Source organism: Candidatus Binataceae bacterium (assembly GCA_036495685.1).
Lineage (GTDB): Bacteria > Desulfobacterota > Binatia > Binatales > Binataceae > JAFAHS01.
Window position 1 is genome coordinate 1 of sequence record DASXMJ010000236.1, and the last position, 17,579, is coordinate 17,579.

A 17,579-nucleotide genomic window follows, 5' to 3' on the forward strand; every position below is an offset into this window, starting at 1 on the left:
GCGCGGTCGGATGTTTTCCTCGGCCAGCCGGGCATGACGCGCGACGGTCGCCTCGTACAGCCCGATTTCGATCACCGAAACATACGAGGTCGTGGGTTCGAGATAGTCGCTCAGGTGCAGCCCACCGACCGCTATCTGTGCCGCATTCAGCTCATCGAAGCTGCGACGGAAGTGAATGACGAGCAGGTCGCCCTTGTGTCCCAACTCCGCGAAGAACGCGCTTTCGCCGTCCTCGCGCGACGCCATCGCGGTGAAGGTTTTGACCGCGTCGTCAACCATTTGGCGGCGCTGCGATTCTGGCATCGCACGCCAGGGCCGGCGGCGCAGGCGGAACATCTGGTGCAGGATGCCAAAGCCCTCAAGCGTGAGCGGTGCCCCGGGAACCTCCGCAAGTGTCTTTGGCCCGGACGGGGAGTCGGCGGCCTTCATAGCGTCACCGATTTTAGCAGGGTGCGAAACAGCCTGCCTATCAACCTGTGATGGCCGGTTGCCCTAAATTCCGAGCGAAGTCGAGTGGTTGCAGCGGAGCTGGCGCGGATGGCTCGCCGGTCGACCACGACCGGACTCGCGACCGTTCCGAGCGTCTTGGCTCCGCAGATGCGGGCGCGTCGGTGTTTGCAGCGTTCTCTCAAAGGCAGGTTTCACGCTCTTTCGGGACGAGGGGTGGGTGCACTAGACACGAGATCTCCAGGCCGGCACGCGCGACGCTCAAGCGATCCCTGAGATTCTCTTTACCGCGGCGATGTCCAGCGATGTGCGGACGACCGCCGCGAGGCGACCATATTCCGCATCTCGCGAGGCAACCAAGGGACTTTCAGGTTCGGCCAACCCTTTACGTTTTCGCAGCGAAGACATTAGCGCGGCACGCACCCCGTCGTTCTCAAAGATTCCATGCAGCATCGTTCCGACGCTGGCTTGGTTTGGACTAATCGCGCCGTCGGGTGCGTCGCACGGCTCGCCGTTGCGAGAGATGATTCGAAAGGGCGATGCCGCGCCCTTCGCCGCGATCGTGCGTCCCATGTGGATTTCATAGCCACTAAGTTCCTCGGCGCCGGACCGTGCACCAATGAACGAGGCACTATAGACCGTCGCGCGGACCTGGGTGGTACGCTTGGCCCGCTCGAAGCGGGTCGTCAGGGGCAACAGGCCGAGACCAGCGGTTGCGCGCTGTTCGGATTCCACGCCCTCGGGGTCTTCGATCCTTTCACCGAGCATTTGGCATCCGCCGCAGATGCCGAGCGTCAGGCAACCCACCTCGGCTCTCTCCGTGATAGGGCGGTCAAGTCCGAGGCGACGCAGCCAGGCGAGGTCACGCATCGTGCTTTTGGAGCCAGGAATGATGACCAGATCGGCGCGCCGAATTGCCTGCTCGCCGTCTACGTAGCTCAGCACGACGCCCGGTTCGTGTTCCAGCGCGGAGAAATCGTCATAGTTAGAAATGCCCGGCAGACGGACGATCACAATTTGCAGCTCGCCTGCGCCTTGCGACGGTGCAGAGCGTCGACCCTCCAACGCGACCGAGTCTTCCTCGGCTATGCGCAGACGTTCGACGAATGGAACGACACCGAGAACCGGCAGGCGGTAGCGAGATTCGAGGTAGTCGAGCCCTGGCTTCAGGAGCGCCGCGTCGCCGCGAAATTTGTTGATCACGAGCCCGGCAATTCGCGCGCGCTCTCCGGGCGGCAGCAGTTCCAGCGTACCTGCCAGATGCGCGAACACACCGCCGCGCTCGATGTCGCCGATGAGCAGCACGGGTGCCTCGGCGGCCTCTGCCACATGCATATTCACGAGGTCCTGCGAGCGCAGGTTTATTTCAGCGGGGCTGCCCGCGCCCTCGATCACGACCACGTCGAAGGCAGCGCGCAGTTTCGCGATACAATCGTCAACCGTGCGGATCAACGCGGCCCTCATCTTCTGATACTCGCCCCAGGTCATGCTTCCCGCGGACCGGCCGAGGATCACCACCTGGGATCGCATCCCACCCTCGGGCTTGAGCAAAATTGGATTCATCTCGACGGTGGGCGCAATGCACGCGGCCTCCGCCTGGACCGCCTGTGCGCGGCCAATTTCGCCACCAGTGCTGGTTACCGCGGCGTTGAGGGCCATGTTTTGAGCCTTGAACGGTGCGACCCGATAGCCGTCTTCATGAAGGATCCGACACAGTGCGACGGTGAGCAAAGACTTGCCCACCGACGAGGCCGTGCCCTGCAGCATCAGGGTTTTCGCGAGGTGAGGCACGAACTTATGAAGCCTTCCGGGACGGCCGGGTTGGATGCCCAATGGGCGTGAACGTACGAACCCAGCACGTTCCCACGCGCGAACCCTTCCTGAAATGGTGCGCCCCATTTGGGCGCGACCCTGTACGCCGAAACGGCGTGCAGCTGGCCGCCGCTCCCCTCAAGGGTTGAGTAGCGGAATTGATGGCCCCGGAAATTTAGGCCCGCCGGGCCGAGTATGGTGGGAGTGCAGGTTTCGACTTCGACATACCCCAGAGCCTGCAGACGTTCGGCCATCGCGGCGACTCCGGGAAGCAGCGCGAGCATTGGCCAGCGCGTCCCATCGAGCGTGCGAATTCCTTCACTCAAGTACATGAGCCCACCACATTCCGCATAAATGGGATGGCCGTCTCCTGCGAATCGGCGAATGCCTTGCAGCATGCTCGAATTTGATGATAGCTCACGCGCCATAACCTCCGGGTACCCGCCGCCGATGTAGAGTCCATCGGCCTCGGGCAGGGCCCGGTCGCGCGTCGGTGCGAAACGAATCAGTTCGGCGCCGAGGTCTTCGAGGCGACGCAGGTTGTCCTCATAGTAGAAATGGAACGCGTCGTCGTAGGCGATTGCGATCCGACATAGCGCAGCGGCGTGGACGGCGTTTTGAGGGAACGGGACTTCGAGCGGCGGCGAGCTCCGAGCGAGCTCGATGATCGCATCCAGGTTGAGCCACTCCTGTGCGGCACGCGTCCACTCACCGATCATCCGATCCGAGAAGGCCTCGCGAGTTGCGTAGATCAGCCCAAGATGGCGTTCGGGAAACGCCAACGCCGGGTTTGATGGAAAACCGCCCAGCACCCGCGCGGCGGGGCGCGACTGCGTCAGCAAATCCAGGTGTCCCTTACTGCCAACGCGGTTGCAGATAAGGCCCCCCAGACTCAGTTCCGGATCGAACTGCGCGAACCCGCGCGCGATCGCCGAGATGGTGCGGGCAACCCCTGATGCGTCGTGAACCAAAACCACCGGCGCGGAAAGCCACTTGGCGATCTCAGCGGTGGAACCCTCATCGCGATCCGGCGCGGCGCCATCGAAGAGTCCCATCATTCCCTCGATCACCGCTAGGTCGGCGCCTGCGGCCGCACGCGCGAAAGTCGCCAGCACCGCATCCCGGCCCATCATCCACCCGTCGAGGTTTTGCGAGGGCTTGCCCAGCACGCGGGCGTGATAAGTGGGGTCGAGGTAGTCGGGACCGCATTTGAAGGCAGCAACCCGCAGACCTCTGGCCCGCAAGGCGCCCAGCAGAGCAACCGTAGTGGTGGTTTTACCTGCGCCGCTTCCGGTGGCCGCGATTACGATCCTGGGAATATTGAGAGCCGAACTCATTGCGCGGTTCGTTGCGATACGGTGATTGCGTTTTTCAGGTTCCCGCCGGGTCCAATTACCCTAGCCCGCACGTCCGGGGAGGGAAGAGATTTTCCCAATCACTTTTTTGCGGCCAGCCGTGAGATGGCGCGGATTGCGACGTGGACCGCGGGCATCGGGACGGCTGACATGGTCGAAAGCTCGTCGAGTAGCCGGGCGGTTTCCGCGAACTCCGAGGCGCGCTTGGTGCGCAGTTTCTCGATCGCGGCGGGAAACTCGTCACGTTCGTCAAGCAACGCGTTGCACAGCGAGACGCGCGCGGTGCGAAGCTCGTCGGCGAGTTCCTGCGCCGCACGCCGTTCCCAGCGATCCTCATCGCTGACATTCGTAATCGCAGATTCCAGGCGTGAAAAATCGAGGTTCGCCGTGAGCCCAAAGTAGGCGGCCGCCGCGCGGGCCGGCGAGACCTTGCGTGCCAAGCTCAGCCCCAGGGTGTTGAGCAAATGATCGGCGAATGCCAGCCGCGCCAGCCGGTGGGCTGCTTCCCCGTCCGCGAGGGCGCGACGCAGCTCACGATAAACGGTCTCAAATCGCTCCCGCTCGCCGGCGGTGAGGAACTGCTCGAACTGGACGGCAAGATCCTGAAACGCACCCCTAAAGCTCTCAACTGATGCACCTATTGGGAGTTCACCATCTACGTTCTGGATAGCCCATCCAGCCGCGCCACCAGCCGCCCGCTCAAGCGCAAAGAATCCTTCGAGCTCGGACTCGCCGCTGCTCGTAAAGGGAGCCCCTGCCGTGAAGCTCTCGGCCATATCGCGAACGCACAGGATGTCGGCAGCGACAAGCCAGGCGCGTAGCGCTTGCCAGGCCTCGACTCCGTGATCACGCATCATTCCGAACACGAAGGTGGAGCCCATCAGGTCAACCAGCTCATTGACCATCCGGGTCGCGATCAGCTCCTTGCGCAAACGGTGACTGTCCATCGAATCCCGGAAGCGTTCCGCGATCGATTCTGGAAAATACGGCGTTAGAAAGCGCTTCGTCAGATAGGGATCGTCCAATAGCGGCGTACCCTCGAGCCGCTGGACCAAATCAATTTTCGTATAGGCAGTAACCACGGCGAGCTCCGGACGAGTGAGACCGGGGTAGCGGGTACGGCGTTCGCGAAGCGCTTCCTTGGACGGTAGTGCACTTTCGTAACGGTGGAGCGGGCCTTGAGCCTGCACCGTTTGCATCAGATCGACGAACGCACTGAGATGAGTGCGGCTTCGGACCTGCTCCAGCGAGAGCATCAGCGCCTGGTCGCGGTTGTCTCGCAAGACGCTGGCGGCCACCTCTTCGGTCAGGGTAGCCAGAAGGGCGTTACGATCCTTGAAACTGACCTTGCCCGCCGAGGTATCGTGCTGAAGCAGGACCTTGAGGTTTACTTCATGGTCAGAGGTATCGACGCCGGCCGAGTTGTCGATTGCATCAGTATTGATGCGCCCGCCGCCGAGTGCGTACTCAATTCTGGCTCGCTGGGTAAAGCCGAGATTTCCGCCTTCGACCACCACCCGTACGCGCAGCTCGGCGGCCGTGACGCGGCACTGATCATTGGCGTGGTCGCCGACCTGTTCGTCCGTTTCATCATCCGCACGCACGTAAGTGCCGATGCCGCCGTTGTACAGCATGTCGGCGGGGACCCGCAGAATGGCGCGTACCAGACTCTCGCCATCGAGCGCATCGCTCTCGCATCCGAGCGCGGCACGCGCCTCGGAACTCAGCTCGATGCGCTTCTGGCCGCGGCGCCACACCCCGCCACCGCGACTGATAAGCGCGGGATTGTAGTCGGACCACTGTGAGAGCGGCTTTTCGTAGAGTCGTTGGCGCTCGGCAAAGCTGGCCGCCGGGTCGGGGTCGGGGTCGATGAAGATATGGCGATGGTCAAACGCCGCGATGAGTTTCACGTTACGTGATCGAAGAAGGCCGTTGCCGAACACGTCGCCCGACATGTCGCCGATTCCGATCATGGTAAGTGGAGCGCCGCGATCGGGGTCACGGCCCATCTCGTGGAGGTGCCGGCGCGCCGACTCCCAGGCGCCGCGCGCGGTGATGCCCATCCTCTTGTGGTCGAAACCGTGTTCGCCGCCGGATGCGAACGCATCGCCCAGCCAGAAGCCGCGTGCAAGGGCGATTTCATTTGCGATGTCGGAGAATGCCGCGGTGCCTTTGTCGGCTGCGACCACCAGGTACGGTCCGTCGGTGTCCAGCACCTTGACCCGCGGCGGATGCTCCACGGTGCCGGCGGTCGCGTTGTCGGTCAAGTCGAGCATCGCACGCATCAGCGTCTTATACGCCTCGACCCCGGCTGGTCCTGCGCTGGCGGGACGTTTGACGACGAAGCCACCCTTGGAACCGGTCGGCACGATGATCGCGTTCTTCACCGTCTGGGTCTTCATGAGGTCGAGAATTTCTGTGCGGTAATCGTCGACCCGGTCGCTGAAGCGGATTCCGCCGCGAGCAACCTTGCCGCCGCGCAGGTGGCACCCCTCCATCCGGGGACTGTTGACGTGGATTTCGTACAGCGGCGGAGTGTCATCCAGGTTCGCGATTTTTCCGCTCTCGAATTTGAGCGCGATGTAAGGATCGGGTTGCGGTATCTCGCAAAAGTAGTTGGTGCGAACGGTCGCTTCGACCATGCCGAGGAAGGTGCGCGCGGTGCGGTCGTCGGCGATGCTCTCGACCGCGCCCAGCTTCTCGAGGTAGGCGGCGCGCACCGCGGCAAGATCTTGCGCCGAGGCCGCGAGGCTCGGATCGAGACGCGCCTCAAACAGTTCGAACATCGCACGTGCGAGCTGCGGATACGTCACCAGCGCGTGCCGAAGGGTGGGCCGTGCCGGTGCCAGGCGCATTTGAAAGGCCGCAGCCAAATACGCCCGGAGTAACGCGACTTCGCGCCACCCGAGACCGGCGGTAAGTACCAGCGCGTTGAGCGGGTCATCCTCGGCCTGACCTTCGCGCACCGCGACAATCGCGTCGGCGAGGAAGCCGGCTCCCGGCAGATCCCGCAGCGGTTGTCCGTCCGTACCGCGCACGGAAAATTCCTCGACGTAAGCGCGGCGCGCGCCGAGCTGCGGTCGGCACACGTGTGAGTCTTCAGACAGAACCGCGAGCCCGAAGTTCTGCAGAATCGGCATCAACTCGGACAGCGCGGGAGGGTCGCCGATTCCTGCCATCCGCAGCTGGTCGGAGTCCGCGTCGGCGGCTTCGCTCGGTGCGACTTCCGCGGCGAAGCTTCGGCCGACGCTCATCAGGTCTTCGATGCGCTCGATATCAGTCGCCGCGCGTTGCGCACTGGTTACCGCCTGGTATTCCGCCCCGAACGCCCCGGCCCATCGTGTCCAAATCTCGCGGCCTCGGTGCCCACCAAGGTTCGCCAGGAGTAGCTCACGGAGCCGATCTTCCCAGCGATGAGCCAGCTGCTTGACGTGGCTTTCGAGTTCCCTGACCCTGCTGGGTTTCGGCGGATCCGCGTCAAAACAGAAATGCAGGCGCGCCGTGTACCCTTCGCCGATGGCGAGGACGCAGTACATCAGGGTGCCGTTCAAGCCGTCCGCGAGCGCTTGCTGAATTCTGACTCGTACGTCTGCCGCGAACCCCTCGCGCGGCATTACCACCAACGCAATGACCACTCCGCGCTGCACATCGGTGAGGGTCTTCAAACGCACCGCGGATTCGTTTTTGAGATCCAGGATGACCTGTAGCTGTTCGAGGAGTTCCGAAGTCGACGCGCGAAAGAGTTCCTCCTTGGGAAAGCTGTTGAAAGTGGCGACCAGTTCCTTGTAGTCGTGCGAACCGGGCACCGCATGCTCGGAATCTATTACCTGCCGCAGTTTGGTGCGCAGAATGGGAATATGCTGCGATTCTTCGGCATAAGCCCTCGAGGTGAAGAGGCCAATGAAAAAATCGAAGGCTTCAACCTGGTTGCCCGCCCCGGAGCGACGAATGGCGATGGTATCCATCAGGCTCCGGCGATGCACCTGTGACTCGACGCGTGATTTGCTGATCACGAGCGGGGGTCCCTCAAAGAAAAGCTTGCGCCGCGCCGCGGTCATCTCGCTTAGCGACCCGTAGTCGCGAAACCTCGCCTGATCGTGATCACGCATGATACCGAGTTCGGTGCCGAGATCGGCAGCGAACTTCCCGGCCCCATCAGAGCCGCTCACCTTGTAGCGGCGATAGCCGAGAAACACGAACCCCCCCTGCACCAGCCAGCGTAGGAAGTCGCGCATGTCTATCAGTCCGCGTTGCGCGGCGCTTTCCTCGCAAATCTGCAGTGCGCGCGAGGTCATCACCTCGAAATCGCCGGTCGCTTTGCGCACGTCAACGAGGACGGCCCGCACCTCGGCAGCGATGTGATCCAGTGCGGTGGGCTCGGCCCCGGTCTCGAGCTCGGCGTAGACAAAGGACTCGCCCAGTTCGGTCGAGGACGCCTGTTCCAATGAAACGATCTTGCCCTGGTCGTCGCGTGCGACGCGGTACACGGGATGCAACATCATCGCGACGTGCGCACCAAGATGCCGGAAGTATTCGAGCAGGCTGTCGATGATGAAGGGACAATCGGGCATCGTGGTTTCGACGACGGTGAGGCCCTCGGTTGGGCCGGGGGTCACTCGCACCGCGATGGGCTCGCTGCGGGACGCAAAGAAGTCGAAAGCCGCGCGAGTCAGTTCCAGACGGCGTTGTGCCGAAATCGGCTCGAAGCGGTCGTGTGGTTCGCGAGCAAAGAGCCGGTCGGCAAAGACGGTCAGCCGGTTCTGGTCTTCGCGCGGAACACTGTGTGCGATGAGATCGGAAAAGTCAGATGATGATGCCACAATCACTAATTATAAGGCGGCATAGAGCAGGGCGGCTAGCCGATGGTAAATAGGGGCGGCAGCGGGTCCAGGGCGCGAGCAATCGACATCTTGCCCTACATCGAGCGCCTCGGGCATTTGGACGCTTGGCTGGTAAGGGCCGGCTACCCGATACTCGCGATCGCTCGCCCCGGCCCGGGTCATGGTGCCAGCTGTTCGGCTCTCGCTCGTACCACGATATGTTATGATTTTTACCAGTAGGTTTGGCTTACGAGCCCGCGCAGGCCTTCAGCGAGAGATTCACAAGTTGTTAACTGCATGAACGCTTGAGGTTCCTCCCCTTATTCGGGCAGACGATAGAGGCCGCTGCCACGGTGCTGGCGCGGACAGGTTGCCGGGCGTCGAACTGCGGGTCTTGAGACGTCTTCGAGGTGCCGAACTCGCGCCAGTACCAGATGGGGTCGTAACTAAAGGTAGGCTGTTTCCCCCGCACCTGCCCTGGGCTAGGGCGAAGGAATTCTTTAGGTTGAACTTGCGTGCCTCTGGTTGAGATTAGCGCGATGACCTACGGACCCTATGGGGTCGGACGGGTCGATGGCAAATCGGTGATGGTGCCTCACTCGGTGCCGGGTGACCTGTTGGACATCACCATTCAATCGGAGCACGGCGGGTATGCAATCGGGCACATCGTTCGCGTCGTCGCTCCCGGCGGCGCGCGGCGCTTGCCCCCCTGCATCTTTCTTCCGCGCTGCGGCGGCTGCGACTGGCAGCACCTGGAATATCACGAACAAGTGCGGCTGAAGGCGCAGATCGTCGCACACGAGTTCAGACATGCGCTGGGAGTCGAGCTCGACCCCGCCACTCTGGTGGAGCCGGCGCCTTCCGAGTTCCAATATCGGTCGCGCGTGCGGCTTAAGGTCGGAAGACGCGGATCGATCGGCCTCTACGAGTCGGCCAGCAACCGGATAGTTGAGATCGATCGTTGTCTGGTTGCGGACTGTCGTCTTGAGTCGGCGGCGCGCCTGGCGCGAGCGCTCAGCCGCGATCTGCTGGAAATCGAGGTAGTGCGTCAGTCTGAAGCGCGCCAGGTGCTGGTTGCCTACCTGAAGAAGCCCGCAGTTGCACAGCAAATTCGCGGCGTGCGGCGGTTCCTCGAATCCGACCCGTCGACCGCAGGGATCGTGCTGCGCGCGGGTGAATCGCGCACGGTCGTGGGCGATACCGAAATCCTTGTCGAAATTGAGCCGGGCTTGGTGCTGCGCAGCGATGCCGACCTGTTCAGCCAGGTGAATCGCCCGCAGAATCAAAAGCTGGTCCAAGCTGCGCTGGAGATCGCCGCGCCGCAACCGCCGTGCTCCATGTTGGATCTGTTCTGTGGTGCCGGGAACTTCTCGATTCCCGCCGCGCGGCGGGGTGCACAGGTGACCGGTGTTGACGCAGACGCGGCGGCAGTCGCGGCCGCCGCTCGCAATGCGCAGCAACTCGGTCTTGCCGAGACAAGGTTCGTTGCGATGGAGGCGCGCGAGCTGGTGGCGTTTTTGCATCGCGCCCGTTCGCGGCCGGAGATCGTGTTGCTCGACCCACCGCGGACGGGAGCCGCGCAGTTGATGGAACCGATCATGCGCTTGCGTCCGGCGCGGGTTGTGTATGTGTCGTGTGACGTCGCCACGTTGGCGCGCGATTTGCGGATGCTATGTACCGAAAAGTACCGCGTCACCCGTGTGCGCGCGTTCGACTTTTTTCCTAACACACATCATGTCGAGATCGTGGCCGGCGCGGTATTGACTTAGATTGCGGGCCGTTCTTAATGTAGGTCTATCGATTGCGTCTCCCGCCAGAAGGTAAACCAAGGCGATGCCCAAGCAGGAAAAGGAAAAACTCGCGCGCCCGAAGATTACCATCATCCCGGGACGCGGCGTGGCTCAAACCATCAATTATTTGTTGGAAGATCGCGATGACCTCGAATGGATCATCGCGGTGGGCCGCACCAAGAACGGCGAGCTTTTTTTCTACGACACCGGGGGCGACATCGTTGAGGACCTGGGGACGTTGGAGTACCTCAAGGCACGCATCGTGCGTGCCCATTTCGGCGACGAGTACGAGTAAGCCCGGCCGCGTCTCGCTCCCAGCCCAAGCATCTCCACCTCCAGTTTAGCACCGATACGCTCGTCCTCATCGAGGAGAAGGACCTGCACCTTGCAGTGTGACGGTCGGGCATACGTCGGCATCGGCGAACAGCTTCTGGATAGCTCCCCTTTACCACCGATCCTTGGAAAGTCCTTTCTCCTTTGGCAGAGTGTCGGGGCGCCGAACTGGCGAGCTTGAGCGCGCGGTCTGGGTAGCGGAAATCCGGCAAACTCACCCGCCTCGATTCACCAGCCACCGTTGGAAAAACGATCTAGTCCTCGAAGTCCTGCTCGGGGGCGCGCGCGTAGATTATGCCCCCCTTGATCTCGAGTGGTACGCGGTAGAGAAATTTGCCGCACGCGGTAGGCGGACCCGCGATGCATTCGCCGCTGGCGGGTTCGTAGTAGGCGTTGTGCGTCTGGCACATCAGATAGGGGCCTTCTTCGGCAAAGAACTGGTTGTCGATCCAGTCCATCGCCATCGGCACGTGGCGGCACCGATTCACATAGGCATGATGCTTTCCGTCGAAGTTGATTAAAAAGCATTCTTCATCGGCGTTGCGAATCGGCAGCATGAATTTTATCGATTCGCCCGGCGCAACATCTCCTACCCTCGCGACACGATAGCGGACCGGCGCGGCTCTTTTGCGTGGACGCGAACGAGTTAGGGTGCCGTGACGGGGATTTGGATCGGGCATGCGGCCGGTTTGCCAGCAAATCAGCTTGCTGGAGTTTCTCAAAGCCCATAGCATCTGTAAACGATTCCGATGGAACGGCCCAAAATTCGCGCGGTCGAAGCGTTTCCGGTCGAGCAGAATGGGCAGACGCTGGTCTGCCTGCGCGATTCGAGCGGCGTGGCGCCTAATCCCATCATGCTCGGGATGGGCGCGTACTTCATCATCACGCTGTTCAACGGGGTCAACGACCTGCGCGATGTACAAGCGGCGTTCATGAAACGCTTCGGCGAAATGCTGCCGCTCGAGCAATTGACCGGATTGGTAGAGGCGCTCGATCGCGCCCTCTTTCTGGACTCCCCGGCGTTCCGCGAGCGGGAGCAGAGCGAGCGCGAAGCGTTCCTCGCGCTTACCGAACGACCGGCAGCGCTGGCTGGTCTTTGCTACAGCCGCGAACCGGCGGCGCTGCGCGCGGAGCTGGGGGCGTTTTTCGATCCGCCGGAAGGACCCGGGCGAGCGCTGCCTCGCAAACCGGGCGCTTCGCTCAAGGGGCTCATCGCCCCGCACATCGATCCACGGCGCGGCGCGGCGGCATATGCACACGCCTACGCGGAGTTGATGGCACATGATCCACCGGAGCTGGTGATTATCCTCGGTACCTCGCATCAGGGCGCGGGCCCGGAACTCTTCAGCGCGACACGCAAGAACTACGCAACCCCGCTCGGAGCGGTCGAAACCGACCGCGATTTCGTCAATAACCTCGTGGCACGCTTCACGGGTGGCGACCTGCTCGGCGACGAGGTTCTACATCGCGGGGAACATTCGATCGAATTCCAGGCGCTGTTTCTCGCCTATGCACTCGGCATTCGCGGGTACCAGATCGTTCCGATTCTGGTGAGCTCGTTTCAGGAGATGGTCGCTTCCGGCTTGACACCGACCGACGACCCGCGCGTGCGCTCGTTCCTCGATGCGCTGAATGACCTGCTCGGCGCCGAAAAACGCAACGTGCTGGTGCTGGCGGGAGTGGACTTTGCGCACGTGGGCCGCAAGTTTGGCGATTCTTTTGCGGCGGACGAGGGGGTGGCAAGGCGCATTCAGCGCGAGGATTTGGAGCTGATCGAGAACATCAAGCGTGGCGACCCGAACGGGTTCTTCGCGGATATCCTCAGGGACCGGGATGCGCGCAAGATCTGCGGGCTCTCTCCGATGTATACGCAGCTCGAATTACTAAAGGGGCGTGCCGGGCGGCTGCTCAAGTACGGGATTGCCATGGAGCCACAGACTGAGTCGTGCGTATCGTTCGCCAGTCTGGCGATCGACTGAGGTCTCTGGCCGACCCAGGCGCTTGAACTCCAGGTGGGAACGGGCAACCTGACAGATTTGCTCGCCCTCTGGAGAAGCGAAAAACTGGACATGTGCCAGGCGGTTTCCGACCGAGGTTTGTTCGAGGACCTGTGCTACCGCTGCGCGCGACCAACAGGCCTCACCGAACCCCTTCCGGACGCGGGAGAACACCTATTCGATGCCGTAACGCTTGCGTTTGCGCCACAGGGTCGTGACGTTTATGCCCAGAGTGGCAGCGGCTTCGTCCAGAGTGGCGGTTTCGCTGAGCACCCGGCGGATGTGCTCGCGCTCCATTTCCTCGAGGCTGGCCGCGTGATGCGCGTCGCCCGTGCTTTCCACGGTTTCGCGAAACATTGCATCGGGCAGGTCGTCGCGGCCGATGATGTCGCTGCGGCTTAAGACCGCGGCGCGTTCCAGCGCGTTGCGCAGCTCGCGTGCGTTCCCAGGCCAGCGATACTTTCCAATCGCGGCGGCTGCCTCCGGGGACAGCCGCATCGCGGGGCGTCCGTTGCGAATCGCGGCCGCGCGCAGCATCCACCCGGCCAGCGACAGGAGGTCTTCGCGGCGCTCGCGCAGCGCTGGAACCCGCAGGGTGATGACGTTGAGGCGATGAAACAAGTCCTCACGGAAATGGCCCTGGGCGACCTCGGCTTCGAGGTCGCGGTTGGAGGCCGCAACGATCCGGGCGTCGACTCGAATCACCGCGTCGCTGCCGATTCGCTCGAAGCTCTGTTCCTGCACGAAGCGCAGAAACTTGGCTTGTAGCCGGGGGGTCAGGTCCGCGATCTCGTCGAGGAACACGGTTCCCTTGTCGGCCGCCTGCAGCCGACCGGGTTTGTCCTTGATGGCGCCGGTGAAGGAGCCGCGAACGTGGCCGAACAGCTCGCTTTCCAGCAATTCCTCCGACAAGGTCGTGCAGTTCACGACCACGAACGGTCCATCCGCGCGTCGGCTCCAGCGATGAATCTGGCGCGAGAGCACGTTCTTGCCGGTGCCGCTCTCGCCGGTGAGCAGGATGGTGGCATCGCTTTGCGCGGCCTGATGGGCCAGATCGAAGAGGTGCTTCATCGCGGGGCTCTTCGAGTCCAGCATCGGCGCCTCGCCGATGGTCTCCCGCAGAGCCTGGTTTTCGGCCTGCAGGCCCTTGAGCTCGAGCGCGCGCTCGACGACATGCTGGATCTGATCGAGCGAGAACGGTTTGGTCACGTAGTCATATGCGCCCGCCTTCATCGCGGCAACCGCATTTTCGACGGTCGCGTAGGCGGTCATTAGGATCACCAGACACGACGGTTGCCGGCGGCGCGCTTCCACGATCAACTCGAGTCCGTTAACCTCGGCCATCTTGTAGTCGGTCAGAATCAGGTCGAACGGTTGCGCCGCGATGAGCTCCACCGCCTGAGGTCCGCCCTCGGCGGTTACCACGGTGTGGCTCAGCGACTGAAAAAAACGCTCCAGGCTGCGCCGGATGTTGCGTTCGTCATCGACGATAAGCAGTTTGGCCATTTAATTTGTAAACGGGCAGGGCAATTCGACCACGAATCTGCAGCCCGCCCCTTCCTCGCTTTCCACGAAAATTTTACCGCCGTGCGCGGCCACGATGTCCTTGGCAATTGCCAGTCCCAGGCCTGCCGCACCCTTCTCAAGACCATCGGAGTTGTACTGCGCGAAACGCTCGAAAATATGGTCGCGGATCTCGCGCGGAATGCCCGGTCCCGAATCCGCCACCTCCAGACGCACGTGCCCGTTGACCGGACGCGCCGCGACTTCAATTTTCCCGCCGTCCGGGGTGTAGCGAAGCGCGTTACCGATCAGGTTGGAAACCACCCACGACAACTTGACGGAATCGCCGGAAATTTCCGGCAGCGACTGCAGGTGTTGCTCGAGGCGTACATGCCGTTCCTGGGCCTGCAAACCGAAGCGATGCACAACATCCTCGATGATGCGCAGAAGGTCGAGGTGGTCGCGATTTACCGAGATTGCGGCCATCTCGCCGCGAGCCAGCTTCAGCAGGTTGTCACTGAGCTGCTTGATCCGTGCGCATTCGTCAAGAATCGCCTCGAGCAGTTCGCGCTGGCGGGAGCTGAATCCCTCCCCGTCGCGCCTGAGCAGCTCGGCCGACAGCGCAAGCGAGGTCAACGGGGTGCGGAGTTCGTGCGAGAGCGTGGCGACCAGGTTGCCGCGCGAGCGATCCTGATCGCGCAGGTAGGTAACGTCCTGAAGAATCAGAATAGTCCCGAGCGCGCTGCCTTCTCCCCTGCGCAGGGGAATGGGCTTCAACAAGTAGGAGTGGTCGCGGCCGCGCACGTGAAGCTGGACCTCGATGCGCTGTTCGTCGCCGCTCTTACTTAGGTTTCCGAGCGCATCGCGGACCCGCAAATAGTGCGGATGGTTGCTGCTCAAGTCGTCGAACGGGCTGCCCAGCGCATCTTTGGGTTCCACGCCCAGGATCAGGGCTGCGATCTCATTGATGTGCGCGACGATACCCTCCGAGTCGATCAGCACCACCCCGTCCTCGAGGCTTTCGATGATCGCTTCCGTCTTGCTCTTTTCGTACATGAGACGTTCGACGTTGAGCTTTTCGAACTGTTCCAGCCGCTCGGCCATTTGATTGAATTCGCGCGCGACCGCTTGTAGCTCGGCCAGAGTCTGTTTGCCGAGGCGTACCCGCGAGCGACGCTGGCCGATGCCCCGCAGCCGCTCGGCCAGCTCGGTAAGCGGACGTGCGATCGCCCATCCGAGTCCCCAAGCAATGGCTGCGCCAGCCAGCAGGACCAACGCCAGACCCGCCGCAAATTGGTACGTGAGGCGGCGTCCCAACCGCGCCGACCTGCTGTCGGCGCGAAACATCGCGTCCCGGTTGATTTTTATGAGATCGTCGACGCGGTGGTGAAGCTCGGCGAACTCCTCGTCGTGGCGCTCTTGGGGCGGTGCCGACTCGATGTCGCCAAACAGTTTTGCGGCGCGGGCCTCGATGTCGTGCGCTATCTCGGGCTCGCCGACCTCGGTGAAATCATGATCCTCGATGTCCATCCAGTACTCGAAATCGGACCGCACGTGAGGCAAAACGTTTTTGGCTTGCCCGTCTCGCTCGGCCAACTGGAGATCGAGAAGCGCGCCATGAACGTGCTGCGCGACTTCGATGCTCACGTAGTTGCGGTAGAGGGTCTCGCGGATGGCGCCACCCAGGCGGTAGACTCGCGGTAGGGCATAAGCCCCGAGGAGCAGAACCAGCACCAGCAGCAGCAGCGTGCCGTTTCGAATCCGGCTACGAAGCGAAGGGGTACTCATCGAGGTGCCTCACCCTGGTCGTCCGCCACGATATCGACGTCGATATCGACCGCGGCCTTGAGCAGGCGCATCGGAACATCACCACGGATCACGCGCTTCCACCAGGGCCGATGAGTCCGGCCGACGATGATGCGGGTTACTCCGTTGTCGCGCGCATAGTCGAGCATGGCTTTGACCACGTCGTTTGATTTGAGCCACACGGTTTCGGCGCCGAGATCGCCGGCCAGGTTGATGTTGTCCAGCAAGGTTACGAAGTCCTGCGTCCCTATTTTTTTAACGGACTCGGCTGGCGTCTCGACATGGACCGCATACCAGTCGGCGCTCAATTGCTCGGCCAGCCGGGAAGCCTTGCGGAGCAGTCCGCCACTCTCGGCGGGATTCGGCGAGAGTCCCACCATAATCTTGTCGAGCACTTGGGGCCGGCGACCACCCTCGCGCTTCACTGCTTCGGCGTCGCGCCGCTGGCGCGTCAATCCGCGCGCCACTTCGCGCAGAGCGGCCTCGCGCAGGGCGGCAAGATTGCTGGGCTTGAAGAAATTTCGCAGCGCCTGCTCTACCTGGTGAAGCGGATAGATCTTTCCTTCGCGCAGCCGCTCGCGCAGTGCCTCGACCGATACATCCACGTCCACGATCTGGTCGGCGCGCGCCAGAAAGGTATCGGGCACGGTTTCGCGCACGTCGATTCCGGTGACGCGTTTCATCAGCGCGCCGAGGCTCTCGATATGCTGGATGTTCAGCGCGGCAATGATGTTGATACCCGCCTGCAGCAACTCTTCGACATCCTGGCAGCGGCGCTCGTGCCGTGACCCGGGTACGTTGGTGTGCGCCAGCTCGTCGACAATTGCGACCTCGGGGCGGCGCGCGAGGATCGCTTCAACGTCCATTTCTTCAAGTTCCACACCGCGGTAGGAGATTTTCTTGCGCGGTACGATCTCCAGGTCGCCCAGCTTCTTTTCGGTCTCGGCCCGGCCGTGAGTTTCGATAAATCCCAGCACCACGTCGGTGCCGTTGTTGCGCAGCTCATGAGCTTCTTCGAGCATTCGATAAGTCTTGCCTACGCCCGCGGCGGGCCCGATATAAATCTTAAGCCGGCCCCTGCGCGACTGGGGCTCGAGGTCAAGAAACGATTCCGGCTCAGGGCGACGCTCGTCGGCCATGGAGGGTTGCCGCATCATCGAGCGCCAGGTTGAGGGTCAAAACGTTGACGCCCGGTTCACCGATTATACCGAGCCACCGGCCGCGGGTGTGCTGGCGCACCATCTGCGCAACCTTATCTTGGCTCAGTCCACGGGCTTTGGCGACGCGGGGGACCTGAACCTCGGCAGCGGCCGGGCTGATCTCGGGGTCCAGCCCGCTCCCGGAGGTTGTCACCAGATCCACCGGTATCTGATTGGCGGCCACCCCCGGGTCGGTCTCGAGCTCATCCTTGACTCGCTTGCGAACGGTCTCGATCAGCGTCTTGTTGGTCGGGCCCAGGTTGGAACCGCCGGAACCGGAGGCGTCGTAGCCTTTGTCACCGGCCGCGGACGGACGGCTATGAAAGTACTGGGGTGCCGAGAAGTTCTGTCCGATGATCGTGGATCCAACTACTTGTCCACCATGGCTCTCCAGGCTTCCGGCGCTTTGCCAAGGAAAAAGAACCCGCGCGATGCCGGTCAGGACCAGCGGATAGATGAGCCCAGTCAGCACCGTAAGTACGACAGTCATTCGAATTGCGGTCAGCAGTCCGCGCAT

Annotated in this window: 12 protein-coding genes; 3 read left to right on the top strand and 9 right to left on the bottom strand. The window is 62.4% G+C overall.

The features are described from left to right. From VGI36_21235 to VGI36_21250, 4 genes are all read right to left on the bottom strand, one after another. Positions 1-429 (bottom strand): chlorite dismutase family protein (locus VGI36_21235; protein HEY2487676.1); only part of this gene is annotated, 429 nt, incomplete at its 3' end. A gap of 279 nt (positions 430-708) precedes the next feature. Further along, a complete protein-coding gene (locus VGI36_21240) occupies positions 709-2,214 on the bottom strand; it encodes a cobyric acid synthase (protein ID HEY2487677.1) in 1,506 nt (501 codons plus the stop codon). Then, positions 2,214-3,596, bottom strand: a complete 1,383-nt coding sequence (locus VGI36_21245; GenBank protein ID HEY2487678.1) for a cobyrinate a,c-diamide synthase — start codon at positions 3,594-3,596, stop codon at positions 2,214-2,216. The genes VGI36_21240 and VGI36_21245 overlap by 1 nt, the downstream gene beginning before the upstream one ends. A gap of 98 nt (positions 3,597-3,694) precedes the next feature. Then, complete coding sequence (locus tag VGI36_21250) at positions 3,695-8,434, bottom strand: NAD-glutamate dehydrogenase domain-containing protein (GenBank protein HEY2487679.1); 4,740 nt, start codon at positions 8,432-8,434, stop codon at positions 3,695-3,697. A 539-nt stretch (positions 8,435-8,973) separates the two neighbouring features. Here VGI36_21250 and rlmD point away from each other — a divergent pair. Both rlmD and VGI36_21260 read left to right on the top strand, forming a co-directional pair. Beyond that, entirely contained in the window at positions 8,974-10,203 is a 1,230-nt protein-coding gene (rlmD, locus tag VGI36_21255; protein ID HEY2487680.1) for a 23S rRNA (uracil(1939)-C(5))-methyltransferase RlmD, read from the top strand. 64 nt (positions 10,204-10,267) lie between these two features. Then, positions 10,268-10,519 carry a hypothetical protein gene (locus tag VGI36_21260; protein ID HEY2487681.1) on the top strand — a complete coding sequence of 84 codons (252 nt, stop codon included), beginning with the start codon at positions 10,268-10,270 and terminating at the stop codon, positions 10,517-10,519. 292 nt (positions 10,520-10,811) lie between these two features. Here VGI36_21260 and VGI36_21265 read toward each other — a convergent pair whose 3' ends face one another. Continuing rightward, positions 10,812-11,237 (bottom strand): Rieske 2Fe-2S domain-containing protein, encoded by a 426-nt coding sequence (locus VGI36_21265; GenBank protein ID HEY2487682.1) that lies wholly within the window; start codon positions 11,235-11,237, stop codon positions 10,812-10,814. A 69-nt stretch (positions 11,238-11,306) separates the two neighbouring features. Here VGI36_21265 and amrB point away from each other — a divergent pair, with 69 nt between their 5' ends. After that, positions 11,307-12,536: an AmmeMemoRadiSam system protein B gene (amrB, locus tag VGI36_21270; GenBank protein ID HEY2487683.1), complete on the top strand. Its 1,230-nt coding sequence runs from the start codon at positions 11,307-11,309 to the stop codon at positions 12,534-12,536. 192 nt (positions 12,537-12,728) lie between these two features. Here the strand turns inward: amrB and VGI36_21275 are convergent, their stop codons facing one another. The 4 genes from VGI36_21275 to kdpC are packed head-to-tail and all read right to left on the bottom strand — an operon-like array spanning position 12,729 to position 17,579. Then, positions 12,729-14,060, bottom strand: a complete 1,332-nt coding sequence (locus VGI36_21275; GenBank protein HEY2487684.1) for a sigma-54 dependent transcriptional regulator — start codon at positions 14,058-14,060, stop codon at positions 12,729-12,731. Beyond that, a complete protein-coding gene (locus VGI36_21280; GenBank protein HEY2487685.1) occupies positions 14,061-15,845 on the bottom strand; it encodes an ATP-binding protein in 1,785 nt (594 codons plus the stop codon). Continuing rightward, positions 15,842-17,017, bottom strand: coding sequence for a universal stress protein (locus VGI36_21285; protein HEY2487686.1), 1,176 nt, complete (start codon positions 17,015-17,017; stop codon positions 15,842-15,844). The genes VGI36_21280 and VGI36_21285 overlap by 4 nt, the downstream gene beginning before the upstream one ends. Further along, the gene (kdpC, locus tag VGI36_21290; GenBank protein HEY2487687.1) at positions 16,980-17,579 is read right to left on the bottom strand and encodes a potassium-transporting ATPase subunit KdpC; all 600 of its coding nucleotides are present in this window, start codon (positions 17,577-17,579) and stop codon (positions 16,980-16,982) included. Before kdpC ends, VGI36_21285 begins: the two co-directional genes overlap by 38 nt.